This window comes from Planomonospora corallina, from assembly GCF_042650625.1.
GTDB lineage: Bacteria > Actinomycetota > Actinomycetes > Streptosporangiales > Streptosporangiaceae > Planomonospora_B > Planomonospora_B corallina.
This window is the reverse complement of sequence record NZ_JBHSBM010000025.1, coordinates 183151-205673: the sequence shown is the minus strand read 5'-3', so window position 1 is coordinate 205673 and position 22523 is coordinate 183151. Positions and strand designations below refer to the sequence as shown.

24 protein-coding genes are annotated in these 22523 nt (G+C 74.7%); 15 read left to right on the top strand and 9 right to left on the bottom strand.

Annotated elements, in window-relative coordinates; genetic code table 11:
• Positions 1-28: 28 nt before the first annotated feature.
• Together ACFOWE_RS22930 and ACFOWE_RS22925 are read right to left on the bottom strand one after the other, a co-directional pair.
• Positions 29-712, bottom strand: coding sequence for a response regulator (locus ACFOWE_RS22930; RefSeq protein WP_377291098.1), 684 nt, complete (start codon positions 710-712; stop codon positions 29-31).
• Positions 709-1959, bottom strand: coding sequence for a sensor histidine kinase (locus ACFOWE_RS22925; protein WP_377291096.1), 1251 nt, complete (start codon positions 1957-1959; stop codon positions 709-711). The genes ACFOWE_RS22930 and ACFOWE_RS22925 overlap by 4 nt, the downstream gene beginning before the upstream one ends.
• 180 nt (positions 1960-2139) lie before the next feature.
• Between ACFOWE_RS22925 and ACFOWE_RS22920 the strand changes: the two genes are divergently transcribed.
• Complete coding sequence (locus ACFOWE_RS22920) at positions 2140-2367, top strand: hypothetical protein (RefSeq protein ID WP_377291094.1); 228 nt, start codon at positions 2140-2142, stop codon at positions 2365-2367.
• Here the strand turns inward: ACFOWE_RS22920 and ACFOWE_RS22915 are convergent.
• Positions 2297-3604: an amidohydrolase family protein gene (locus ACFOWE_RS22915; RefSeq protein WP_377291092.1), complete on the bottom strand. Its 1308-nt coding sequence runs from the start codon at positions 3602-3604 to the stop codon at positions 2297-2299. The genes ACFOWE_RS22920 and ACFOWE_RS22915 overlap by 71 nt on opposite strands.
• A gap of 75 nt (positions 3605-3679) precedes the next feature.
• Here ACFOWE_RS22915 and ACFOWE_RS22910 point away from each other — a divergent pair, with 75 nt between their 5' ends.
• Positions 3680-4207: a MarR family winged helix-turn-helix transcriptional regulator gene (locus ACFOWE_RS22910; RefSeq protein ID WP_377291090.1), complete on the top strand. Its 528-nt coding sequence runs from the start codon at positions 3680-3682 to the stop codon at positions 4205-4207.
• A gap of 121 nt (positions 4208-4328) precedes the next feature.
• Here the strand turns inward: ACFOWE_RS22910 and ACFOWE_RS22905 are convergent, their stop codons facing one another.
• Entirely contained in the window at positions 4329-4718 is a 390-nt protein-coding gene (locus tag ACFOWE_RS22905) for a VOC family protein (protein WP_377291088.1), read from the bottom strand.
• A gap of 75 nt (positions 4719-4793) precedes the next feature.
• Entirely contained in the window at positions 4794-5495 is a 702-nt protein-coding gene (locus tag ACFOWE_RS22900) for a helix-turn-helix transcriptional regulator (RefSeq protein ID WP_377291086.1), read from the bottom strand.
• A gap of 153 nt (positions 5496-5648) precedes the next feature.
• Between ACFOWE_RS22900 and ACFOWE_RS22895 the strand changes: the two genes are divergently transcribed.
• From ACFOWE_RS22895 to ACFOWE_RS22855, 9 genes are all read left to right on the top strand, one after another.
• Positions 5649-6068 (top strand): hypothetical protein, encoded by a 420-nt coding sequence (locus tag ACFOWE_RS22895; protein ID WP_377291084.1) that lies wholly within the window; start codon positions 5649-5651, stop codon positions 6066-6068.
• 9 nt (positions 6069-6077) lie between these two features.
• Positions 6078-7238 (top strand): glutathionylspermidine synthase family protein, encoded by a 1161-nt coding sequence (locus ACFOWE_RS22890; protein ID WP_377291082.1) that lies wholly within the window; start codon positions 6078-6080, stop codon positions 7236-7238.
• Positions 7239-7320: 82 nt separating this feature from the next.
• Positions 7321-7803, top strand: coding sequence for a DUF350 domain-containing protein (locus tag ACFOWE_RS22885; RefSeq protein ID WP_377291080.1), 483 nt, complete (start codon positions 7321-7323; stop codon positions 7801-7803).
• A 118-nt stretch (positions 7804-7921) separates the two neighbouring features.
• On the top strand, positions 7922-9046 hold the full coding sequence (locus ACFOWE_RS22880) for a PucR family transcriptional regulator (RefSeq protein WP_377291345.1): 1125 nt from the start codon (positions 7922-7924) through the stop codon (positions 9044-9046).
• Between the two features lie 103 nt (positions 9047-9149).
• Entirely contained in the window at positions 9150-10079 is a 930-nt protein-coding gene (locus tag ACFOWE_RS22875; RefSeq protein ID WP_377291078.1) for an ACP S-malonyltransferase, read from the top strand.
• A gap of 40 nt (positions 10080-10119) precedes the next feature.
• Positions 10120-11073 carry a beta-ketoacyl-ACP synthase III gene (locus tag ACFOWE_RS22870; RefSeq protein ID WP_377291076.1) on the top strand — a complete coding sequence of 318 codons (954 nt, stop codon included), beginning with the start codon at positions 10120-10122 and terminating at the stop codon, positions 11071-11073.
• A gap of 79 nt (positions 11074-11152) precedes the next feature.
• Complete coding sequence (locus ACFOWE_RS22865) at positions 11153-11392, top strand: acyl carrier protein (protein ID WP_377291074.1); 240 nt, start codon at positions 11153-11155, stop codon at positions 11390-11392.
• A 59-nt stretch (positions 11393-11451) separates the two neighbouring features.
• Positions 11452-12684, top strand: coding sequence for a beta-ketoacyl-ACP synthase II (fabF, locus tag ACFOWE_RS22860; RefSeq protein ID WP_377291072.1), 1233 nt, complete (start codon positions 11452-11454; stop codon positions 12682-12684).
• Positions 12685-12696: 12 nt separating this feature from the next.
• Entirely contained in the window at positions 12697-14148 is a 1452-nt protein-coding gene (locus ACFOWE_RS22855; RefSeq protein ID WP_377291070.1) for an acyl-CoA carboxylase subunit beta, read from the top strand.
• A 271-nt stretch (positions 14149-14419) separates the two neighbouring features.
• Here ACFOWE_RS22855 and ACFOWE_RS22850 read toward each other — a convergent pair whose 3' ends face one another.
• Positions 14420-14914 (bottom strand): DUF3145 domain-containing protein, encoded by a 495-nt coding sequence (locus ACFOWE_RS22850; RefSeq protein WP_377291068.1) that lies wholly within the window; start codon positions 14912-14914, stop codon positions 14420-14422.
• Between the two features lie 384 nt (positions 14915-15298).
• Between ACFOWE_RS22850 and ACFOWE_RS22845 the strand changes: the two genes are divergently transcribed.
• The 4 genes from ACFOWE_RS22845 (at position 15299) to ACFOWE_RS22830 (ending at position 20036) form a co-directional block, all read left to right on the top strand.
• Positions 15299-16363 (top strand): S8 family peptidase, encoded by a 1065-nt coding sequence (locus ACFOWE_RS22845; protein WP_377291066.1) that lies wholly within the window; start codon positions 15299-15301, stop codon positions 16361-16363.
• Between the two features lie 66 nt (positions 16364-16429).
• Positions 16430-16996: an RNA polymerase sigma factor gene (locus tag ACFOWE_RS22840; protein WP_377291064.1), complete on the top strand. Its 567-nt coding sequence runs from the start codon at positions 16430-16432 to the stop codon at positions 16994-16996.
• Positions 16993-17499: a hypothetical protein gene (locus tag ACFOWE_RS22835; protein WP_377291062.1), complete on the top strand. Its 507-nt coding sequence runs from the start codon at positions 16993-16995 to the stop codon at positions 17497-17499. Before ACFOWE_RS22840 ends, ACFOWE_RS22835 begins: the two co-directional genes overlap by 4 nt.
• Positions 17496-20036, top strand: coding sequence for a CHAT domain-containing protein (locus ACFOWE_RS22830; RefSeq protein ID WP_377291060.1), 2541 nt, complete (start codon positions 17496-17498; stop codon positions 20034-20036). Before ACFOWE_RS22835 ends, ACFOWE_RS22830 begins: the two co-directional genes overlap by 4 nt.
• On the opposite strand, the gene ACFOWE_RS22825 is transcribed toward ACFOWE_RS22830, so the two are convergent.
• The 3 genes from ACFOWE_RS22825 to ACFOWE_RS22815 are packed head-to-tail and all read right to left on the bottom strand — an operon-like array spanning position 19976 to position 22499.
• Positions 19976-20788 (bottom strand): sulfurtransferase, encoded by an 813-nt coding sequence (locus tag ACFOWE_RS22825; protein ID WP_377291058.1) that lies wholly within the window; start codon positions 20786-20788, stop codon positions 19976-19978. The two genes, ACFOWE_RS22830 and ACFOWE_RS22825, sit on opposite strands and share 61 nt — an antisense overlap.
• The gene (locus tag ACFOWE_RS22820) at positions 20785-21909 is read right to left on the bottom strand and encodes an alkaline phosphatase family protein (protein ID WP_377291056.1); all 1125 of its coding nucleotides are present in this window, start codon (positions 21907-21909) and stop codon (positions 20785-20787) included. Before ACFOWE_RS22820 ends, ACFOWE_RS22825 begins: the two co-directional genes overlap by 4 nt.
• The gene (locus ACFOWE_RS22815) at positions 21906-22499 is read right to left on the bottom strand and encodes a DUF5998 family protein (RefSeq protein WP_377291054.1); all 594 of its coding nucleotides are present in this window, start codon (positions 22497-22499) and stop codon (positions 21906-21908) included. Before ACFOWE_RS22815 ends, ACFOWE_RS22820 begins: the two co-directional genes overlap by 4 nt.
• Positions 22500-22523 lie beyond the last annotated feature (24 nt).

Below are 22523 nucleotides of genomic sequence, written 5' to 3'. Positions count from 1 at the left end.
CGGCAGACGCCGGACGGGGGCGTCCGGTTCACCGCTCCGCCTCCAGCAGCCCGGCGTCGTGGACCAGGAGCGCGATCTGGACCCGGTTGTTGAGGCCGAGTTTGGCGAGCACGGCGGAGACGTGGGTCTTGACCGTGGGGACACTGAGGTGGAGCACGGCGCCGATCCCGGCGTTGGACCTGCCCTGGGCGACGGCGAGGGCGACCTCGCGCTCCCGCTCGTTCAGCAGCTCCAGCCGTTCCCTGGCCCGGGTGCGGCGCAGGTCGGGGCCGGGGTCGGCGACCCGGGCGATGAGCCGCCGGGTCACCTCCGGGGACAGGACCGGCTGCCCCCGCGCCACCCGGCGCACCGCGGCCACGATCTCGTCGGGCGGGGTGTCCTTGAGCAGGAAGCCCGCGGCCCCGGCGCGCAGCGCCCGCAGGACGTGCTCGTCGGCGTCGAAGGTGGTCAGGACGACGACCTCCGGCGCGTGCGCCCGGGCCCGCAGCGCCTCGGTGGCGGCGAGGCCGTCCATCACCGGCATCCTGATGTCCATCAGGACCACGTCGGGGGCGTGCCGGTCGGCCAGGGGCAGCGCCTCGGCGCCGTTGCCCGCCTCGGCCACCACGCGGATGTCGGGGGCGCCGCCCAGCATCATCGCCAGTCCGGCGCGGACCAGCGGGTCGTCGTCGACGATGAGCACGCCGATGGAGCCGGGTTCGCATGCGGTCATGGCGGCCACGGTAGCCAGGCCGCCAGCCGCCAGCCACCCCCGGCGGCGGGGCCGTACTCCAGGCGCCCCTCGGCCAGGGCGACGCGCTCGGCGAGGCCGGTCAGTCCCTGGCCGGACCCGGCGGGCGGGGCGGAGGCGCCGTCCGGAAGGCGGCGGCTCCCCACGGGGACGGGCACGGCGGCGGGCACAGGGGCGGACGCAGGGGCGGACGCAGGGGCGGGCACCGTGGCGGGCGCGGTGTCGCGCACTTCGACGGTCAGCCCGGCGCCAGGCTCCCCCGCCACCCGGATGCGCACCTCGGCGCCCGGGGCGTGCTTGCGGACGTTGGTCAGGCCCTCCTGCACGATCCGGTACGCGGTGCGGCCCGCGCTCTCGGGAACGGCGCCGGAGGTCTCCTCCCGCAGCTCCACCCGCATCCCCGCCCCGTCCGACTCCGCGGCCAGGTGCCGCAGGTCGTCGAGGGTGGGCTGGGGCAGCTCGCCGACCGGCGCGCGCAGCACGCCCACGACCTCCCGCAGGTCCTGCAGCGCCCCGTGGGCGCTCTGGCGGATCACCCTGGCCGCGCGGGCGATGTCCTCGGCGGAGGCGCCGGGGTTGAACTCCAGTGCGCCGGCGTGCACGCTCAGCAGCGACAGGCGGTGGCCGAGCACGTCGTGGATCTCCCGGGCGATCTCCTGGCGGGCGTGGTAGCGGGCCTGCTCGGCGCGGAGACGGGCCTCGGTCTCGGCCCGGACGGCGCGCTCGCGCAGCGAGGACAGGAGCCGCCGCCGGTGGTGGACGAACAATCCCCAGCCGACCGCGGCGGTCTGGAGCCCGACGCCCAGGACCAGCATCGCGAACGCGGGGAACGCGGGGTCCCGGTGGAACATGACGAACAGGAGCGCGGCGGGCAGGCTCAGCGCGAAGACGACGGCCGTGGTCCGCGGGGGCCGGTGGACGGCGACCGTGAACAGGGCGACCAGCAGCGCGCCGCCGGCCAGCTCGGAGACGACCGACAGGACGGTCAGCGCCACGGCCAGCTCGACCGGCCACCGGCGGCGCAGCCACAGGGCGGCGCAGCCCAGCGCGGCGGCGACCTGGTCGAGATGGAAGAGCCACTCCGGGACGATCGGGGCGCTCACCCGCTCGCCGTAGCTCATCAGCCCGAGGAGCACGGCCGCCAGGAACAGGCAGGTGTCCACGATCCAGTCGCGCAGGCTGCGGCGGGGCGCGGGGGCGGGTGCGGACACGGTCTCAGAGTCGTTCATCGTCCCGGAGCGTACGGCGGGCCGCGGGGCCGTGCCCACCCCCGCGGCCGGAGGCGATACCGGTGAGGGGACGGCCGATACTTTCGTCGGGGTGCGGCGGCCGGAGATCGGAACCGGAGTCGGGAGAGGGGATCCCGGTGGCCGACCCCCCGCCGCAGGGCGCGCGCCCAGCATGGAGCCATGCGCAAAGTCATCCAGCTCCTGGGCGTCGTCATGGTCCTGTCCGGCGTCAGCGGAGCCATCGACCACGTGGCGGTCCAGCCCTTCATCGGCGTGCTCAACCTCTTCAACCGCCTGGTCGCCGAGCGGGTGGAGCTCTTCGAGGGGTACGAGGTCTTCACGAACCTGAGCCTGGCCGTGCTGGGGGCCGTGCTGATCGCCGCGGCCCGCCTGACCGATCCGTCGTGACCCGCGCGAGGCGGTCCGCCGAGGCGGCCGCGCGGGCGCGGGCCGCGTGCAGGCCCGGGTGGACGAGGCGGCCGGCCCGCTTCACGATCCGCCCGGCGACCAGCACGGTGTCCACGTTGCCCGGCCCGGCGGCGGTGACCACCGCGGCGACCGGGTCGCGGACCGGCGCCAGGTTGGGGGCGTCGGCGCGCAGCAGCACCAGGTCGGCCTGCTTGCCCGGCCGCAGCGAGCCGATCCGGTCCGCCAGCCCGAGTACGGCCGCGCCCTCGATCGTGGCCGTGCGCAGCACCTCGGCCGCGGTCAGGCCGCCCCCGCGCACCCGTTCGGCCGCGAACGCGGCGCGCATGACGGCGAACATGTCTCCCGGCACGTTCACCACCGTGTCGACGCCGAGCCCGGTCGGGACGCCGGCCCGGCGGAATCTGCCGGTCTCCGGGTGGCCGTGTCCCATCTGCATCTCCACCGCGGGCGCCACGGAGGCGGCTCCCCCGCTGCCGGCGACCAGTTCCACGGCCTCCCCGGTGAACCCGTTGCCGTGCACGAACGTGACGTCCGGCCCGAGCAGGCCCGCGTCGTGCAGCCGTTCGACCGCGCCGGTCCCGGTGGCGTGCAGGCTGATCCGGAGGCCGAGCTCGCGGGCGAGCCGCCAGTCCGCCTCCGCCTCCTCCACCGGCCCGTAGACGGGCCCCGAGGCGGCGAGGGCGGCGGTGACGAGACCGGAGTCGCCGAGCAGCGAGGCGACCCGCCGCACCTCGTCCGGGCGGCGGGCCTCGCCCGGGCCGGGGTGGGCGTAGGCGAAGACCGCCCGGATGCCCGACTCCCGCAGGGCCGCCAGCGCGGCGTCGGTGTGCTCGGGGGTCGACTGGATGTGGGACCAGTCGCAGAGGGTGGTGATCCCGGCGTCGAGGGCCTCCAGCGCGCCCCACAGGTTCGCCGTGTGCACGTCCTCGGCCCGGTAGGCGGGGGCGAGGCGGCCGAGCACGAGCGAGAGGTAGTCGCCCAGGGTGGCGTCGGCGAAGGCGCCGCGCAGGACGCTCTGCCAGACGTGTCGGTGGGTGTCGACGAGGCCGGGCAGCACGAGCATGCCCGAGGCGTCGACGACCCGTGCGCCGGAGACGGCGAGTCCCGGGCCGACGGCGGCGATGAGCCCGTCCTCGACGAGCACGTCGGCCCCGGGCAGGACACGGGGCGCGGGCTCGGTGTCGATCACGGTGCCGCCGGTGATGAGGGTGCGCACGGCAGACCTCTTTCCTGATAGCTATAGGAAAAGCTTTTAGAAAAGCTATCAGGTGCGAGGGATACCCTCAATGCCATGGCAAGGGGAGAGACGGACCTGGTCGACGAACTGGTCGCGGCGTGGCGGGCCGAGCTGCCCGAGGCCGCCACCCTCGAACTGGAGATCGTCAAACGGGCTGCGCGGCTGAAGGGCCGCATCGAGGAGACCACTCAGTCCGTCCTGGGCCGGTACGGCCTCACCTACGCCGACTTCGACGTCCTGGCGACGCTGCGCCGGGCGGGCGCCCCGTACCGGCTCAAGCCCGGGCGGCTCGCCACCCGCTCCTCGCTCACCACCGGCGGGACGAGCAACATCCTGCAGCGGCTCACCGGGGCCGGGCTCGTCGAGCGCGAGCCCGACCCCGCCGACCGCCGCAGTTCCTGGGTCCGGCTGACCCCCGAGGGCGTCCGGCTGGCCGAGGAGCTCACCCTCGCCACCGCCGAGGCCCACCGGGAGCTGTTCGCCGGCGTCCCCGCGGCCACCGCGCGGGCCCTGGCGGACCTGCTGCGCGAGGTGCTCGTCGCGCTCGGGGACCGGCCGGAGCAGCACCGCGCCCTTCGGTGACCCGCCGGGGCCCGGTGACCCCCCGGGGCCCCACCGCGCGGGCCGCCGGGGACCGGCCGGGCCCGCGCCGAGGCCGGGCGGGCCGGGCGGGCCGGAGCCTCCGGACGCCGGCGCGGCGGCCCTACTCCCGCGTCCCGCGCAGGTGCGGCGGGGTGAAGAGGCCGAACAGGTTGCCCGAGGTGTCGCGGACGTAGGCGAAGTCGGGACCGTTCGGGTTCTCGAGCAGCTTGAACACGACCTGCCCGCCCAGGCTCTCGACCCGCTCGCAGGCGGCGCCGGTGTCGGCGACGACGACGGAGAAGACCGCGTGGTTCGGGGACCCCCCTCCGGTGGCGTACAGGCCGCCCTTGGGACCGTCGCCGCCGGGGTAGCCGACGAGCCGGTAGTCCATGCCGTTCTTCGCCGACCCCTCGTCGGTGGCGAAGGACCAGCCGAACAGCTCGCCGTAGAACTTCTCCGCGCCCTGCGGGTCGTCGGTGGCGATCTCGAACCAGGCCACGGTGTTGATCATCAGGTGTCCTCTCGGAACGGTTTCTCGAACACCTCCACGATGGACCGGGCCGGCGACAACCCTATGTCGGTGTTTTCACTCGAGTTCCGGACTTCCGAAAATCAGCCCGGGCACCTGTGGCATGACCCGCTCCGGCGGGTGCTCGGGCGAGGGCTCGTCGGTCTCCTCCGCGCGGCCGATCCGGTCGAGCCGGAAGATCCGCACGTCCCGACGGAGCCGGCACCACCCCACGAGATACCAGTGGCCGCCGCGCCCGCCCACGAAGACGGCCGGCTCCACCTCGCGCCGGGTCGCCTCGCCCTTGGCGTCCATGTAGTCGATCACCAGCACGCGCCGGTGCAGCAGCGCCTGCTCGATCACCCGCGACACCCGGGGGTACGGCTCCGGCTCGACGAGCAGGTGGACGCGGGCGGCCAGCCGCCTGGCCCGCTCCCCCTCCTGCGGGGGCATCGCGGCCACCAGCTTGCGCAGGGCGCTGCGGGCGTGGCGGGCGAAAGGGCTGCCGGAGGCCTCGCTGAGCGCCACGGCGACCGCGACCGCCTCGGCGGGGGTGAAGTTCAGCGGCGGCAGGGAGACGCTCTTGTCCAGCACGTAACCGCCGCGCCTGCCGGGCTCGGCGTAGATCGGCACCCCGGACTGCTGGAGCGCGGAGATGTCGCGCTCGACGGTGCGCACGCTCACCTCGAACCTGCCGGCGAGCTCGCGTGCGGAGCGGGGCCGGGGCGAGACGGCGCGCAGCTCCTCCACCAGGGCGTAGAGCCGATCGGTGCGGTTCACACTCCGACGGTACGCGCCCCCGCCGACATTTCCCCGCGGAGTCCGGCCTTCCCCCACGAAAGCGGACGGAAAGGGAACCTTCCGGCGCCTTCGACCGGTTGAACAGTCAAAAGACCGCAGATACCCTATCCCGACACTTCTCATTGGAGTTCGATGGCACAGAAACACCCGATGGCCCGGAAACCCCCGCGCAAACCCGTCCGGTTCGAACCGGGCGGAAAGGCGTCCAAGGCCATCGTGATCTCCGGGATAACGATCATATCCCTGCTCGTCGTCGGCGCGTGCGCGGCCGACGACGACTACGAGGAGGTCGGCGCCGACTGCGTCAACCTCGACAACCAGCTGCCCGACGGCTCGTACGAGGTCGTCGACGAGGACCTCTGCGACGACGACGGCACCGTCCGCTACCACGGCTCCCACGGCGCCTACGGCTGGTACTACGGCGGCGCCCGCAGCGGGACCAAGGTGTCCAAGGGCACCACCGTCAGGCCCTCCGACGTCCAGATCACCACCCGCAAGGGCACCGTGATCCAGCGCGGCGGCTTCGGCGGCCGCGGCTCCAGCGGCAGCTGACCTTCCCCGATGAGACGCGAGAGCTCGCCTCCCCGCCCCGGCTGGGAGAGGATCATCGAGGAGCAGGGCCTGGCCTACCACCGCTCCGCCCACCCCGGCGGCACCGGCCGCCCCTACTGGGACGAGAGCGTGCACTACGTCTTCTCCATGGACGAGGTCCTGGCCCTGGAGGAGCAGGTCGAGGAACTGCACCGGATGTGCCTGCACGCGGTGGAGCACGTGATCGCCACCGGGCGCTACCGCGACTTCGCGATCCCCGAGTGGGTCGCGCCGGAGATCGCCCGTTCCTGGGAGCGGCGCGACCCGCACCTGTACGGCCGCTTCGATCTGCGCTACGACGGGACCGGCCCGGCCAAGCTACTGGAGTACAACGCCGACACCCCGACCAGCCTGCTGGAGAGCTCCGTCGTGCAGTGGTTCTGGCTGCAGGACCGCCACCCGGGCGACGACCAGTGGAACTCCATCCACGAGCGGCTGATCGACCGGTGGCGGCAGATCGCCGCGGCGCTGCCCACCGGCCCCGCGCACTTCGCCTGGACCTCCATGGACGAAAGCGGCGAGGAGGCGATGACCGTCGCCTACCTCCAGGAGACCGCCGGCCAGGCCGGCCTGGCGACGGTCGCGGTGGCGATGGAGGACATCGGCTGGGACGCGCTCAACCTCCGGTTCGTGGACGTGGAGCGCCGGGTGATCCGCACGCTCTGCAAGCTCTACCCGTGGGAGTGGGTGGTCGCCGACCCGTTCGGGGCGGACGCGGTGCGCCAGCAGGTCTCGATGACCTGGATCGAGCCGCTGTGGAAGATGCTGCTGTCGAACAAGGCGCTGCTGGCCGTCCTGTGGGAGCTGTACCCCGGCCACCCGAACCTCCTGCCGGCCTACCTCGACGGCCCCCGCGACCTGCCCGCGCACATCGCCAAACCGCTGCTGGGCCGGGAGGGGGCGAGCATGCGCATCGCCGCCCCCGGCCAGGAGCTGCGCACCGGCGGCGGCTACGGCGCCGAGGGCTACGTCCACCAGGCCTTCGAGCCGCTGCCCGACTTCGGCGGCCAGCGGCCGGTGCTCGGCGCCTGGGTCGTCCACGACGAGTCCGCCGGGCTCGGCATCCGCGAGACCTCCGGGCTGATCACCGACAACACCTCCTCCTTCGTCCCGCACCGCATCGCCGGCTGAGGCCCGGCCCTCCGCGACGCGCGACCACCCGATCCGCACACGGCCCCGCGCCACCGACCCCCAAGACCATGGAGACAACGACATGAGCACCACCCCGGCCCCGCTCCCCGCCCCCGCCGACACCGAGACGACCCTGTCGCTCGCCGAGCTCCTCGGCCGGGGGTCGCTCGCCATCGCCTCCTACGCGGCGCTCGGCGTCCTGTTGCTGATCGTCGGCTTCTACGTGATCGACCTGGCCATCCCGGGCAAGCTCAGCAAGTTGATCAAGACCGACCGCAACCCCAACGCGACCCTGCTCACCACCTCCGGCCTGGCCGCGGTCGGCCTGATCGTCGCGGCCTCCATCTGGTCGTCCGGGGGCGCCCTGCAGGAAGGGCTGCTGGCCACGGCGGTCTTCGGCCTGGTAGGCATCGCGGTGCAGACCGTGGCGATGGTCGTCTTCGACAAGGTCGCCGGCATCTCGGTCCGCGAGCTGGTCGCCGAGCCCGACCTGCAGCCCGGCGCCCGGCTGCTCGCCGTCACGCACGTGGCCATCGGCCTGATCACCGCCGTGGCGGTCATCTGACCCGGTCCGCCCGCCGCCCGCGGGGCACCGTACGGCTTCCGCATCCCGGTCGAACTGGCAGTCTTGAGGCGTGAACGATCAGATTCGCGAGGACACCACGCGCAGACTGGAACGGGCCATGGGCGCCCTGGGCACGGCGGCCATGGCCCGGATGGACGACCGGCTGCCGTGGTTCCGTGCCCTGTCCGCCGAGGACAGGTCCTGGGTGGGGCTGGTCGCACAGGCGGGGATCGCCGCGTTCGTGGAGTGGTTCCAGCACGCCGGCGAGGGACGGCCGACCCCCAGCATCGAGTTCTTCGGCACCGCCCCCCGGGAGCTGAAGCGGTCGATCTCGCTGCAGCAGACCGTCGACATCGTCCGGACCGTGGTCGAGGTCGTCGAGGAGCGGACCGGCGAGCTGGCCGCCCCGGGCGGCGAGGACCAGCTGGAGCAGGCGATGCTGCGCTACACCCGGGACGTCGCCTTCGCCGCGGCCCACGTCTACGCCCGCGAGGCGGAGGTGCGCGGGGCGTGGGACGCCCGGCTGGAGGCGCTCATCGTGGACGCGCTCGTCCGCGGCGAGGTCGACGACGGCCTGCACTCGTGGGCCGCCGCGCTGGGCTGGACCTCCTCCCCGGTGGTCGTGCTCGCCGGGCACGCGCCCGACGACGACCCCCAGGCGGTCATCGACGGCCTGCGGGAGCGGGGCCGCCGGGCCGGGATGGACATGCTGGCCGGGGTCCAGGGCGACCAGCTGATCGTGATCGTGGGCGGCGCCGACAGCGTCAACGCGGCGGCCAGGCACGTGGTGCCCCGCTTCGGGCCCGGCCCGATCGTGATCGGCCCCGAGGTGAGCGATCTGCACACGGCGGCGAGCTCCGCGCGGGCCGCGATCGCCGGGCTGCGGGCCGCCGCCGGCTGGCCGGACGCGCCCCGGCCGGTCCACGCCGAGGAGCTGCTCGCGGAGCGGGCCATCGACGGCGACGACGCCGCCAGGGCGGAGCTCGTCCAGACCGTCTACCTGCCGCTCGTCGGCACCCCTCTTCTCGACACGCTAGCGACATACCTGGAGCAAGGTACGTCACTAGAGGCGACGGCTCGGCTACTCTTCGTACATCCGAACACGGTGCGCTACCGGCTGCGAAAGATCACGGAGCTGACCGGATACCAGCCGACGGAGGGCCGCTCCGCCTTCACCCTGCAGGTGGGCCTCATCCTCGGACGGCTGTCCGAGACCTCTGTGATCCAATCGCCCTTTGCTTAACGCGGGCGAAACCTCTTCCGTAGGTTTCCTACAAAAAACTGTGGAAGAAGTTCGTTCGGATCTCCATCCATGTGGCTAACTCCTACAGGGCAGGCTGGATTTCGTGCTCGTCATCGTCGCTCCGGGCCAAGGCGCCCAGACCCCAGGCTTCCTGACCCCGTGGCTCGAGATACCGGGCCTGGCGGACCGTCTGTCCGCCTGGTCCGAGGTGGTGGGCCTCGACCTGATCTCCTACGGGACCACCGCGGACGCGGACGCGATCCGTGACACCGCGGTGGCGCAGCCACTGCTCGTCGCGGCCGGACTGGCCGCCGCCGAGGCCCTCGGCGTCTCCCTGTCCCCCGCTTCTCAGGCGGGGACGGTCGCGCCGGACCTCGTCGCCGGCCACAGCGTCGGAGAGCTGACCGCCGCCGCGCTGGCCGGAGTCCTCACCCCCGAGCAGGCCCTCGCCCTGGTGCGGGAGCGCGGCCAGGCCATGGCCAAGGCCGCGGCGGTCACCGAGACCGGCATGGTCGCGGTGCTCGGCGGGGCCGAGGACGAGGTCCTCGCCGCCATCGAGAGGCACGGGCTCACCCCGGCCAACATCAACGGCGCCGGCCAGATCGTGGCCGGCGGCACGCTGGAGCGGCTGGAGGCGTTCCGCGCCGAGCCGCCCGCGCGCGCCCGGCTGATCCCGCTCTCGGTCGCGGGCGCCTTCCACACCGTCCACATGGCGCCGGCCGTCGACCACCTGCGCGAGGCCGTCGCCTCGATCACGCCCCGGGACCCCTCCGTCGACCTGCTGTCCAACGCGGACGGCGCGCAGGTCGCCTCGGGCGCCGACTTCCTCGGCCGCCTGGTCGACCAGGTCGCCAACCCCGTCCGCTGGGACGCCTGCATGGCCACGATGGCCGGCCGGGGCGTCACCGCGATGATCGAGCTGCTGCCCGGAGGCACGCTCACCGGCCTGGCCAAGCGCGGACTGCGCGGGATCGCGACCGTGGCGCTGAAGACCCCGGACGACCTCGACGCCGCCCGGGAGGTCGCGAAGTGAACCCGGTACGGCACGGCGGAGGAGGAACGGTGATCGGCGCATGAAGGTCTCACAGGGCGCCCCCGGCGCGAAGATCCTGGCCTTCGGCCACTACCAGCCGTCCAAGGTGGTCACCAACGACGACCTGTCGAAGGTCATGGAGACCAGCGACGAGTGGATCCGCAGCCGGGTCGGCATCGCGGAGCGCCGCGTCGCCGAGGGCGAGTCCGAGATCGACCTGGCCGTGCAGGCGGGCGGCAAGGCCCTCGCCGCCAGCGGGCTGGCCGCCTCCGACATCGACCTGGTGATCGTCGCCACCTGCACGCTGGAGACGCAGATCCCCAACGCGGCGGGCCGGGTCGCCTCCCGGCTCGGCATCGGCGCCCCCGGCGCCCTCGACGTGAACACCGCCTGCTCCGGCTTCTGCTACGCCCTGGCCGTCGCCGACAACGCGATCCGGGCCGGCTCGGCCACCCACGTCCTGGTCGTCGGCACCGAGAAGTTCTCCCCCTGGATCGACTGGAGCGACCGGAGCACCGCGGTGATCTTCGCCGACGGCGCGGGCGCCGCGGTCGTGGGCCCGTCGGAGACCCCCGGCATCGGCCCCGTGGTCTGGGGCAGCGCCGGCGACAAGGCCGACGCGATCATGGTCAAGGACCGCCACTCCTTCCTGAAGCAGGAGGGCCAGACCGTCTTCCGCTGGGCCACCACCGCGCTCCACCCGGTGGCCAGGCAGGCATGTGAGCGGGCCGGAGTGGACCCCGCCGAACTGGCGGCCTTCGTGCCCCACCAGGCGAACGTGCGCATCATCGAGGCCATCGCCCGGAAGATCGGCGCCGACAACGCCGTCGTCGCCAAGGACATCGTGCTGGCGGGCAACACCTCGGCGGCGTCGATCCCGATGGCGCTGTCCCGGATGATCGAGCGCGGCGAGGTGCCGTCGGGCGGCCTGGCCCTGCTGCTGGGCTTCGGCGCCGGCCTGACCTACGCCGGCCAGGTCGTCGAGATCCCGTAGGCATCCGCAGACCCCGTAAAGACTTGCGCGGCCCCACCGCGCAACACGAGAAGAAACCAACCCAAGGAGAACACCCGACATGGCCATGACCGAGCAGGAGATCCTCGCTGGTATCGGCAAGATCATCAACGAGATCACCGGCATCCCGGCCGCCGAGGTCACCCCGGAGAAGAGCTTCGTGGACGACCTCGACATCGACTCGCTGTCCATGGTCGAGATCGCCGTCGCCGCCCAGGACGAGTTCGGTGTCGAGATCCCCGACGACCAGCTCAAGCACCTGAAGACCGTCAAGGACGTCGTCAACCTCATCCAGAGCTGACGGGACGCCGTCCCGGAGCCTCGAAGAGCCAGACCCGCGATGCACAAGGAGCGCAGAACGTGAGTACAGACCAGGTACGTGTCGTCGTCACCGGGCTCGGCGCGACGACGCCCCTCGGCGGAGACGTCGCCTCGACCTGGTCGGCGCTCCTCGCCGGTCGGTCCGGGGTCCGCCCCATCACCGAGGACTGGGCCGAGTCCGTCCCCGTGAGGTTCGCCGCCTCCGCCGCCGTGGACCCGGCCGAGGTGCTGCCCCGGCCGGAGGCGCGGCGGCTGGACCGGACCGAGCAGTTCGCCCTGGTGGCGGCCCGCCAGGCGTGGGCGGACGCCGGGATCGAGAACGTCGACGCCGAGAGGCTCGGCGTCGTCGTGGGCAGCGGGATCGGTGGCATCACCACGATCCTGAACGCCTACGACACCTTCCGGGAGAAGGGCTGGCAGCGGCTCTCGCCGTACACCGTGCCGATGCTGATGCCGAACGGCCCCGCGGGCTGGATCGGCCTCGAGATCGGCGCCCGGGCCGGCGTGCACGCCACCGTCAGCGCCTGCGCCACCGGCGCGGAGTCGATCGGCTACGCCATCGAGATGATCCGCTCGGGCCGTGCCGACGTGGTGGTGGCCGGCGGCACCGAGGCCGCCATCCACCCGCTGAACATCGGCTCCTTCGCCGCGATGCGGGCCATGTCCACGCGCAACGACGACCCGCAGGGCGCCTCGCGCCCCTGGGACCGGGGCCGGGACGGCTTCGTGCTCGGCGAGGGCGCGGGCATCGTCGTGCTGGAGTCCGAGGAGCACGCCCGCGCCCGCGGCGCGAAGATCTACGCGGTGGCCGCGGGTGTCGGCTACTCGGCCGACGCCCACCACATCGCGCAGCCGGAGCCGAACGGGACCGGGGTCATGACGGCCATGCGCCGGGCCCTGGAGAACGCCGGGCTCACCGGCCAGGACGTCAGGCACGTCAACGCGCACGCCACCTCCACCCCCGCCGGCGACGTGGTGGAGACCATCGCGATCAACAAGGTCGTCGGCGGGCATCCGATGGTGACCTCGACCAAGTCGATGACCGGCCACCTGCTCGGCGGCGCCGGGGGCATCGAGTCGGTCTTCACGATCCTCGCCCTGCACGAGCGGATCGTCCCCGGCACGATCAACGTGGACGACCCCGACGACGGCATCGAGGTCGACCTGGTGCTCGGGGAGCCGCGCAAGCTCCCGGACGGCCAGATCGCCGCGATCAACAACTCCTTCGGGTTCGGCGGACACGACGTCGCCGTCGCCTTCACCAGCCTCTGACAGGAGATCGCCATGACCGTGCTCGAGAACAGACTCGGCAACAGATCCGTCGAGGGCGCCGCGGCGGCCGAGGCCTCCTCCGGCGAGGAGTCCGTCGATCCCCGTGATCCGCAGGTGCGCCTGGCGGCTCTTCTCGACGAGGGATCGATCCGGCTGATCACGCCGGTGGACCGCAGCGGCGTGCTCGCCGCGATGGGCCGCATGGAGGGCGTGCCGGTCGTCGTGTTCTGCAGCGACGCCCGCGTCCAGGGCGGTGCCATGGGAAGCGAGGGCTGCGAGCACATCGTGCACGCCTACGACGTGGCGGTCCGCGAGCGGGTCCCGATCCTCGGCGTCTGGCACTCCGGCGGCGCCCGGCTGGCCGAGGGGGTCGAGTCCCTGCACGCCGTCGGCCGCGTGTTCGCCGCGATGACCCGCGCCTCCGGCGTGGTCCCGCAGCTGTCCGTGGTCGTCGGCCCGGCGGCCGGCGGCGCCGCCTACGGCCCGGCGCTGACCGACATCGTGATCCTGGCCGACGAGGGCCGCATCTTCGTCACCGGCCCCGACGTGGTCCGCAGCGTCACCGGCGAGCAGATCGACATGGCCGCGCTCGGCGGCCCGGAGCCGCACAGCAAGCGCAGCGGCGTCGTGCACGTGGTCGCCAAGTCCGAGACCGACGCCTACGTGCAGGCCCGCCGCCTGGCGGTGCTCCTGGGCCACCAGGGCCGGATCCGCCCGGACGTCGAGGACGTCGACTTCTCCGGCCTGCTGCCGGACAGCCCGCGCCGCGCCTACGACGTCAAGCCCCTGGTGAAGGGCCTGCTGGACGAGCCGGGCGTGGAGCTGCACCCCAAGTGGGCGCCGAACATCGTCACCACGCTGGGCCGCCTCGGGGGCCGGACCATCGGAGTGATCGCCAACAACCCCATGCGGCTGGGAGGCTGCCTGGACTCGGCCTCCGCCGAGAAGGCCGCCCGCTTCGTGCGCATGTGCGACGCCTTCGGGGTGCCGCTGGTGGTGCTGGTGGACGTGCCCGGCTACCTGCCCGGGGTGGGCCAGGAGCACGACGGCGTGGTGCGCCGCGGCGCCAAGCTGCTGCACGCCTTCGCCGAGGCGTCGGTGCCGCGCGTCACCCTGGTGACCCGCAAGGCGTACGGCGGCGCCTACATCGCGATGAACTCCCGTTCCCTGGGCGCCACCAAGGTCTTCGCCTGGCCGACCACCGAGGTGGCGGTGATGGGCGCGCTGGCCGCGGTGCGCATCCTCAAGCGCCGGGAGATCGCGGCGGCTCCGGAGGAGGAGCGTTCCGCCCTGGAGGCGCGGCTCGCCGCCGAGCACGAGGTCCTCGCCGGAGGTCTCGACCGGGCCATCGAGCTCGGCGTGGTGGACGAGGTGATCAAGCCCGCCGAGACCCGCGGCGCCATCGCCCGGGTCCTGGCCCGGGCCACCCCGGCCCGCGGCGCCCACGGCAACATCCCCCTGTAGGCCCCGAAGGCGACAGGCCGACACGGCGACGGCCCCGTACGGAGATCCGTACGGGGCCGTCGCCGTGTCGGCCGGAGCCGGCACCGGACCCGGGCGGGACGGCCGGTTCCCTCCGCGGCGGGAGGAGCGCGGAGGTCCGCCGGAGGCCCGCAGGGGCGGCCACGGAGGAGGGCGTGAGAGGCCGGGAGCCGCCTCCTCGGGGACGTCCCCGGGGAGGCGGGGACGCGAGGAGGTCGCAAGGCGCGCGGAGACGGACCGGCCAGGCCCTCCGTCAGACGGCGGCGTGCAGCCAGCGGACCGGGGCGCCCTCGCCCGCGTAGCGGAACGATTCGAGCTCCTCGTCCCACTGCTTGCCGAGCAGCCGGTCCAGCTCCTCCTCCAGGACCACCCGGCCCTGGCGGGCCATCAGCATGGCGGAGCGGAGCCTGTCCTCGGGCACGAGGACGTCACCCGTGGCGCCGATCACCGCCGTGAAGGCGCCGAGGCTCGGGGTGTAGGCGTGACGGGAGCCGTCGCATCCCGGGGAGGCGTCCTCGGTGACCTCGAAGCGGATCCGCTGCCAGCCCATCAGGGACGAGGTGATGGCCGCGGCCGTTCCCGGCCGTCCCTCCCACTCGGCCTGCGCACGCACGTGGCCCGGCGCGGCGGGCTGCGGCGTCCACGTCAGGTCTACGGGCACGCCGAGGACACCCGCGACCGCCCATTCGATATGAGGGCACAGCGCGGGCTGAGCCGAGTGGACGTAAAGCACGCCACGAGCAGACACCGGACCTCCCGTTTCGTACGAGGTGCGCCTTCCCCAACGGCCTCGTCCCCGGATGATCACAAGTGACTGAAGGAGAGACTACCGTCGGTCGCGACATCACACCAGAGGGGGGTCATACCGAGATGGTGCGGTGCCGATCTCTCTCGTACCGGGATGGCCGGGCCGTACCGTTTCGCCGGGGCGTCCAGGCCTTTTCGCCTCCCTCACTTTACGAATACATTACCGGATTCCCGGTTCAGGACCGCTCTGGAGTTCCCATCGCGGAATGGTCCCAGGCCGTGGATGCGGGAAGGAAAATCCCTGCTTCCGCTTCCGGGAGACCCATCTGCGACATCGTCGGAGAGGACGGTTTCCACGAGGCGGCGACCGATACCGGAGGACCACATGGACACCGACATCATCCGGGTCGAACCCGTGCCGGGCTCACCCGCCCTGATCAGGGCGGGCCAGCTGCTGACCGACGCCCCCGGAATGGAGGCCAGCGCCCGCTGGACCGCCGCCGTCTCCGAGGCCGACGGGATCTTCCGGCTCCGGCTCTCCCCCGGCGTGGACGTCTGCGACCTGGCGGCCACCGTACGCGAACGGGGCCACCGCGCCTCCCCCAACCACATCCTGATGGGCCAGCCCCTCTTCTTCGGCGGCCCCGCCTCCCGCCCGTTCCCCGCTCCGCCCCTCCCGGCGCCGGCCTGCGCCCCGCCGGCGGACGAGAGCCCGGTGACCGTGGCGGTGCTCGACACCGGAGTGGCCGAGCACCCGTGGTGGCGGGAGAGCCTCTGGTTCGCCGAGCGGCGGACCGAGGCCGCCGAGACGCCGGACGCGGACCGCGACGGGGTGCTGGACGCCCAGGCCGGCCACGGCACCTTCGTCGCCGGGCTGGTCCTGCGCGCGGCCCCGCAGGCGCGGCTCCACCCGCTCCAGGTGCTGGACGGCCACGGCGTCGGAGACGAGTCCGGGCTGCTGCGCGCCCTGACCCGGCTGCGCGACGACCCGCCGCAGGTGCTCAATCTCTCCTTCGGCTGCCACACCTTCGATGACCGCCCCTCCCCTCTGGTGGAGGCGGCGCTGGACGGGCTGTCCGGCGCGGCGGTGGTCGCCTGCGCCGGCAACACCGCCTCGGACCGCCCGTTCTGGCCCGCCGCGCTGCCGGACGTGGTCGCCGTCGGCGCGCTGGACGCCGCCCAGCAGGAGCGGGCGCCGTTCTCGGCCCACGGCCCCTGGGTGGACGCCTGCGCCCGGGGCGAGTGGCTGACCAGCGCCTTCCTCGAGTACGGGACCTTCCGCGGCTACGCGCGCTGGAGCGGCACCTCCTTCGCCGCCGCCGTGGTCTCCGGAGCCGTCGCCGCGGCCGCCCGGGACATGTCGCCCCGGGAGGCGGTGGCCCATGTCCTCGACCCCCGGCGCACCCGGAAGATCCCCGATCTCGGGACCCTCGTGCCCCTCGCCGGGTAAAGTCCCACCCGAAGTGATCGCGTGGGCACGCCGAGTGCCCGAAGAGGGGCTGCAGCGGAGGCGCCGGTGGTCGACCAGCACACGATCGAGGCCGTCCTGGCGGGCGACCAGACGGCCTGGGACGAGCTGGTCCGGCGCTTCGGCCCGGTGATCTGGGCCGCGGTCCGCGCCTACGGGCTGAGCCCGGCCGACGCCTCCGACATCGTGCAGGGGACGTGGCTGCGGCTGCTGGAGAGCCTGCACACCATCCGGGACCCGGAGCGGATCGGCTCCTGGCTGTTCACCACCGCCCGGCGCGAGGCGGTCCGGCTCCTGCGGCGGAGCCGGGGCGAGCGCCTGACCGCGGAGCCCGCCGAACCGGACGGGGCCGCCGGTCCGGACGGGGCCGGGCACCTCACGGACCCCGCGGTGGCCGTGCTCACGGCCGACGAGGGCCGCCGCCTCTGGCGGGCCGTCGAGACCATGAACGAGCCCTGCCGGTCGCTGTTCCGGCTGATGGCGACGGCCCCCGACGCGGGCGTCCACCAGCTGGCCGGACGGCTGGGCATGCCCTCCGGCAGCTACGGCCCCACCCGGCGCCGCTGCCTCGACCGGCTCCGCGCCCTGCTCACCCCGCAGGAGGCCGCGTCATGACACGGCACCCGCCCTCCCCGAGCCCCTACGGCGGCGCCCCTCACGACGGCGGCCCCCGCGACGACGCGGCCCTGATCGCCGCCCTCCGCCTGGCCTCCGGCCGCGACCCCGTGCCCGAGACCGTCACCGCCGCCGCCCGGGCGGCCTTCGGCCTGCGGCTCCCCGGCGCCGTCACGGCCCGTCCGGTGGCCGTGCCCGCTCCCTCGGGCGTGCGCTCCGCCGCGCAGGCCGGCCTGCTCCGGTTCGACGCCGGCGACCTCACCATCGAGCTGGACGTCGACTCCTCGGGCGGGCTCGTCGACCTGGCCGGACGGGTCTGTCCGCATCCGGGACCGGACGCGGGGGTCGAGATCCGCACCCCCGGCCTGACCGAGTCGCGCGGGCTCTCCCCCACCGGGCAGTTCGCCGTGGTCGGCCTGCCCGGTGGCTGGTTCAGCGTGGTGTGCCACCGTCCGGACCGGCCGCCCGTCGCCACCAGCTGGACCCTCATCCGACCGGCATGACCGGCTCCGCCGTCCCGGACGGGACCGTGGCCGCGGCGGAGCGGGCGGTCCGTCTCTCCGGCGACGATCCCGCCGAGGCCCGGACGCTGGCGCTGGCCGTCCTGCACGCGGGGGCCGCCGGGGAGGCCGCCGCCGTCGCGCACCGGGCGCTGGCGCTCGCCGCCCGGGAACTGGGTGACCTCCCTCTGGCCGACGATCACCTGCGCCGCTCCGAACGCGTCGCGCTGCGCGCGGGCACGCCCCACCGGGCCGCGCAGGCGCGACTCTCCCTCGTCCATGTCCTGACCGAGCTCGGCCACCCCGCCGAAGCCCTGGAGGTGGCCGCGGCGGCCGAGCCGTACCTCACCGCGGCCGAGGCCGCCAGGCTCGGGGTGAACCGGGCGGCGGCCCTGGTCCGGCTGGGCCGCCACGGCGAGGCGGTCGGCCACTGCGACCGCGCCGTCGCCCTCCTCGGCGGGGACCCCGCCTTCCTGGCGGGGGCGATGCTGAACCGCGGGCTCGCCCGCGTCTACCTCGAGGAGTTCGCGGCGGCCGAGGCCGATCTGGCGCGGAGCGCCGAGCTGGCCCGGGCCGCGGGGCTCGACCACGTGCTCGCGCTGGCGGAGGGCAACCTGCCGTTCCTGGCCGCGCGTCGCGGTGATCTCCCCGCGGCATTCGCCGCCTACCGGCGGGCGGAGCGGAGCCTGTTCGGCTGCCCGGAACGGCTGGCCACGGTCCGCTGCGACCTGGCCGAGGCGCTGGTCGCGGCCGGCCGGCCCGGCGAGGCGCGGGTGCTGCTGGACCTGGCGGTGCCGGAGCTGGAGGCGGCGGAGGCCCGCACGGCCCTGGCCGAGGCGCGCCTGATGCTCGCCAGGGTCGAGCTGCGCACCGGCGATGCCCGCCGTGCCCTGCACAGTGCCGGGGCGGCCCGGGACGAGCTGGCCCGCCAGGGACGCGCCCTCATGGTCCCGCTCGCCACCGAGGTCATGCTGCGCGCGAGGCTGGAGCTCGGCGAGGCCGATCCCGCCCACCGCCTGGTCGCCGAGATGCTCGAGTGCGCGGCCGACCTCGACCGCGCGGGCCACCCGGCGGAGCCGCTCCGGCTCACCGCCGCGGAGCTCGCGCTCCGGCTGGGCGACGGCCGCGTCGCCGGCGAGCAGCTCTCCCTCCTGGCATCCGGCCCCGGCCCGGCCGGACGGCACGCGACCGCGCTGCTGCGGGCCGCGGCCGGCGACCGGCGCGGGGCGCTCGCCGCGCTCCGCGCCGGACTGGCCACCCTCGACGGCAGTCCGGCGGCGGCCGCGGGCTCCCCGGCGCGGACCGGGGCCGTCCGGGCGGGAGAGCCGCTGGCCGCCGCGGGACCGGCCCTCGCCCTGCGCGGCGGCCGGGCCCGCACGGTGCTGGCCTGGGCCGAGCGGTGGCGGGCCCGCGCAGGCGGCGCAGGGGACGACGGCGGAAACGGCTTCGGCGGCCCCGGACGGCTCTCTCCCCCGGACCTGGAGGAACTGCGGGCGGCACTGGACGGCGCGGGGCTGGTCGAGTTCGTCCGCCACGGCGACGACCTGGCCGCGGTGGCGGTCACCCCGGACCGGGTGGCGCTGCGCCGGCTGGGATCCCTGGCCGCGGCCGCCGAGGCCGTCGTCCGCCTCCGGTACGGCCTGCGCCGCCGGCACCTGCTCGACGGGGAGGCGCCCGGCCTGGCCGTGGAGGCGCGGGCGGTGGAAACGCTGCTGCTCGGCCCGCTCCTTCCCCTCCTGGGCGGGCGGCCGCTGGTCGTCGTCCCGGCCGGGGCGCTGCACGTCCTGCCCTGGCAGGTGCTCCCGTCGAACGCGGGCCGGCCGGTGACCGTCGCGGTGAGCGCCTCCGCCTGGCTGGCCGCGCGGCGGGCGGCGGGCGCGCAACGGGCTGTCCCGCCGCCGACGCTCCCACCGCCGTCGGCCCCGCCCCGGACGGGTCCGCGGCAGGCGAGCCCGCGGCGGGGCGGAACCGTGGCCGTGGCCGGTCCGGGACTGCACTGCGCCGGAGCCGAGGCCGAGGTGGTCGCCGCCCACCACCCGGGGACCGAGCGGGTGCCGGCGACGCGGCAGGCCGTCACCGCCGCCCTGGAGCGGGCGGCGGTGGCGCACCTGGCCGCGCACGGCACGTTCTGCGCGCACAGCCCGCTGCTCTCCGGAATCGACCTCGACGACGGCCGCCTCATGGCCTACGACCTGCTCCGGATCCGCACGCCGCCGGAGCTCGTGGTGCTCTCGGCGTGCGACGCGGGAATGGCGCACGCTCCCGCCGACGGATCGCCTCTCGGACTGGCCGGGACGTTCCTGTCGTCGGGGACGCGCTGCGTGGTGGCCGGACTGGTGCCGGTGCGCGACGACGAGACCCTGACGCTGATGACGGCCTTCCACGGCCTGCTGGCCACCGGGCTGGCACCCGCCGCGGCGCTGGCCGCGGCGGCCCGGGAGACGCGCGTGGACGGCTTCGCGTGCTTCGGGTACGGGGATCAGCCGGTGGCGACCGGCCGGGACGGGTCGGCCACCCACTCGGACCAGGAGCCGACGTAGAGGGAGGCCGGGATGCCCGCGACCTCCAGTGCCAGCACCTGGTGGGCGGCCGTCACGCCGGAACCGCAGTAGGCGCCCACCTCCACCCCGGGCACCGCGCCGAGGGTGTTGAAGCGCTCGCGCAGGAAGTGCGGCGGGTGGAAGCGCCCGGACGGCTCGACGTTCTCCGTCGTGGGGGCGCTGACCGCGCCGGGGACGTGCCCGGCGACGGGGTCGATCGGCTCGACCTCCCCCCGGTAGCGCTCGGCCGCGCGGGCGTCCAGCAGGACCCCTTCGGCGGCCAGCTCGGCGGCCGCGTCGGCGTCGAGCACCGGCATGCCGCCCGGCCGGGCGGTGAAGTCGCCGGGGGCGGGCTCCGGGGTCCCGGTGGAGAGGGGACGCCCCTCGGCGCTCCAGGCCCGCAGGCCCCCGTCGAGGACCCGGACGTCGGGATGGCCGAAGTAGCGCAGCGTCCACCAGGCGCGGGCGGCGGCCATGGAGCCGGCGTCGTCGTAGACGACCACGGGCCGCGAGGCGGAGACGCCGAGGCGGCGCATCGCGGTCTGGAAACGGCCGGCCTCCGGCAGCGGGTGGCGGCCCCGCGGTCCCGGCGGACCGGCCAGGTCGGCCTCGAGGTCGCAGAAGACCGCGTCCGGGACGTGCCCGCGCCGGTACTCCTCGATCCCGGGCGGCCCGCCGAGCTTCCAGCGCACGTCGAGGACGGACGCCTCCGGCAGCGCGGCCAGGCCGGCGGGCGTGATCAGCGGGCTCATCGGGTGCTCACCTCCAGGAGGGGGACGTACTGCTCGGCGGGGGTCAGCGAGCCGTGGTAGCCGGTGAACGACGACTCCAGCGGTTCCGCGACCGAGGCGGTGACGACGGTCCCGTCGCGCGGCACGGCGACCACGTCGCCGATCCTGGGCAGCCACTCGGACCGGACCCGGGGACCGAACCAGCCGGACTCGACCGCCTCGGCCCGGGAGGCCACCCAGGCGGCCTCCCCCAGCACGCCGCGCCAGGTCTCCAGCACCGCGCCGGCGGCTCCGGGCTCGGCGTAGACGTGGCGGGCCCTGGCCTCGCCGCCCAGCAGGGCGACGCCCTCGCGCAGGGCGGGGACGGTGTCGGCGTCGACGCGGTCGGTGGCGTTGACCATGCCGTGGTCGGCGGTGACGTACATCGCCGACCCGGGCGGGAGCGTCTCGGCCAGCCGCTCGGCCATCCGGTCGACCAGGGCGAGCTGGTCGAGCCACTCGGGGGTGCCCCAGCCGCACATGTGGCCGACGGCGTCCAGGTCCCCGTAGTAGACGGTGACGTGGGCCCGGGGCTCGGCCAGGGCGCGGCGGACCCCCTCGATCCGCTCGTCGATCCCGTCCGCCCCGACGAAGCCGACGCCGCGGTAGACGGCCTGGTTGAACCCGGTGCCCTCGAAGTGGGACGGGGCGACGTAGCGGACGCTGATCCCGGCGGCCGCCGCGCGCTCGAAGACGGTCGTGGTGGGCTGCCACTCCTCGGGCGCGATCAGCGGGCCGAGGGCGGTCCAGCGCAGGCAGTTGAACAGGTAGCCCGCGCCGGGCACGGCCAGCTGGTAGCCCAGCATGCCGTGCTCGCCCGGCGGCAGGCCGGTGCCGAGCGTGCCCAGGCTGGTCGCGGTGGTGGCGGGGAAGCCCGCGGTCAGCACGCGGCCGGTCCGCGAGGCCAGGAAGGGTGCCCGCTCGGGGCGGGCGCGGAGCAGCTCGGCGCCCAGGCCGTCGACGAGGAAGAGCAGGACCCGGTCGGCGGGGGCGAGCTCCAGCGGGTTGCCGCCGCCGGCGCCCAGCACGGCGAGGAGCGAGGCCGACAGGTCGGCCAGCGACGCCTCGCCGTACGCGGGGACCAGCGGGGAGGCCGCCGTCACGAGGCCGCCGCGCGGGCGGTGGCCTCCGACAGCGCCTTGGCGAAGGCCAGCACCTGGGAGACCGCCTCCGGCCCGTCGGCCGCCGCGCTCACCCGCAGGGAGAGGTCGTCGGCGGTGACCGCGCCGGTGTATCCGTGGTCCGCCTCGCAGTTCTCGTCGCCGCAGGCGGCCGGCTCCAGGTCGACGTGGGAGATGGCGCCCCAGCCGATGGTGAGCGTGACCTCGGTGGGCGGCACGCCGGGCGCGTAGGAGGCGGGATCGGGGACGACCCGGGTGACGGCCACGGACTGGATCCGGCGCAGGGGCACCGCCTCGGTGGTCGTGGAGGCGTGGGAGGCCGAGACCCCTTCCACCGCCGGGTGCTCGTCGGTGTGGCAGACCAGCAGCCTGCTCGGCGAGAGCACCAGGACGGTGACGTGCCTGCGCACCTCCATGGCGGGGTCGAAGGTGGCCTCGTGGTGGACCACGTAGGCGCTCACCTGCTCCTTGCCCAGGGCGGATTCGACCGCGTCGGCGACCAGGTCGGGATAGTAGCCGCTGCGGTCGATGGCCTCGCGCAGGCCGGCGGTCGAGAGTCGGGTTTCCCTCATGGGTCCATCCTGCCCTGTCCCGGG

What these genes read in the sequence shown, in the direction of transcription:
- ACFOWE_RS22830 (WP_377291060.1), top strand. Translation starts at nt 17,496, where the DNA reads ATGACCGGCTCCGCCGTCCCGGACGGGACCGTGGCCGCGGCGGAGCGG.
- ACFOWE_RS22855 (WP_377291070.1), top strand. Translation starts at nt 12,697, where the DNA reads ATGACCGTGCTCGAGAACAGACTCGGCAACAGATCCGTCGAGGGCGCC.
- ACFOWE_RS22835 (WP_377291062.1), top strand. Translation starts at nt 16,993, where the DNA reads ATGACACGGCACCCGCCCTCCCCGAGCCCCTACGGCGGCGCCCCTCAC.
- ACFOWE_RS22930 (WP_377291098.1), bottom strand. Translation starts at nt 712, where the DNA reads ATGACCGCATGCGAACCCGGCTCCATCGGCGTGCTCATCGTCGACGAC.
- ACFOWE_RS22865 (WP_377291074.1), top strand. Translation starts at nt 11,153, where the DNA reads ATGGCCATGACCGAGCAGGAGATCCTCGCTGGTATCGGCAAGATCATC.
- ACFOWE_RS22890 (WP_377291082.1), top strand. Translation starts at nt 6,078, where the DNA reads ATGAGACGCGAGAGCTCGCCTCCCCGCCCCGGCTGGGAGAGGATCATC.
- ACFOWE_RS22920 (WP_377291094.1), top strand. Translation starts at nt 2,140, where the DNA reads ATGCGCAAAGTCATCCAGCTCCTGGGCGTCGTCATGGTCCTGTCCGGC.
- ACFOWE_RS22925 (WP_377291096.1), bottom strand. Translation starts at nt 1,959, where the DNA reads ATGAACGACTCTGAGACCGTGTCCGCACCCGCCCCCGCGCCCCGCCGC.
- ACFOWE_RS22905 (WP_377291088.1), bottom strand. Translation starts at nt 4,718, where the DNA reads ATGATCAACACCGTGGCCTGGTTCGAGATCGCCACCGACGACCCGCAG.
- ACFOWE_RS22825 (WP_377291058.1), bottom strand. Translation starts at nt 20,788, where the DNA reads ATGAGCCCGCTGATCACGCCCGCCGGCCTGGCCGCGCTGCCGGAGGCG.
- ACFOWE_RS22895 (WP_377291084.1), top strand. Translation starts at nt 5,649, where the DNA reads ATGGCACAGAAACACCCGATGGCCCGGAAACCCCCGCGCAAACCCGTC.
- ACFOWE_RS22885 (WP_377291080.1), top strand. Translation starts at nt 7,321, where the DNA reads ATGAGCACCACCCCGGCCCCGCTCCCCGCCCCCGCCGACACCGAGACG.
- ACFOWE_RS22880 (WP_377291345.1), top strand. Translation starts at nt 7,922, where the DNA reads ATGGGCGCCCTGGGCACGGCGGCCATGGCCCGGATGGACGACCGGCTG.
- ACFOWE_RS22815 (WP_377291054.1), bottom strand. Translation starts at nt 22,499, where the DNA reads ATGAGGGAAACCCGACTCTCGACCGCCGGCCTGCGCGAGGCCATCGAC.
- ACFOWE_RS22910 (WP_377291090.1), top strand. Translation starts at nt 3,680, where the DNA reads ATGGCAAGGGGAGAGACGGACCTGGTCGACGAACTGGTCGCGGCGTGG.
- ACFOWE_RS22870 (WP_377291076.1), top strand. Translation starts at nt 10,120, where the DNA reads ATGAAGGTCTCACAGGGCGCCCCCGGCGCGAAGATCCTGGCCTTCGGC.
- ACFOWE_RS22845 (WP_377291066.1), top strand. Translation starts at nt 15,299, where the DNA reads ATGGACACCGACATCATCCGGGTCGAACCCGTGCCGGGCTCACCCGCC.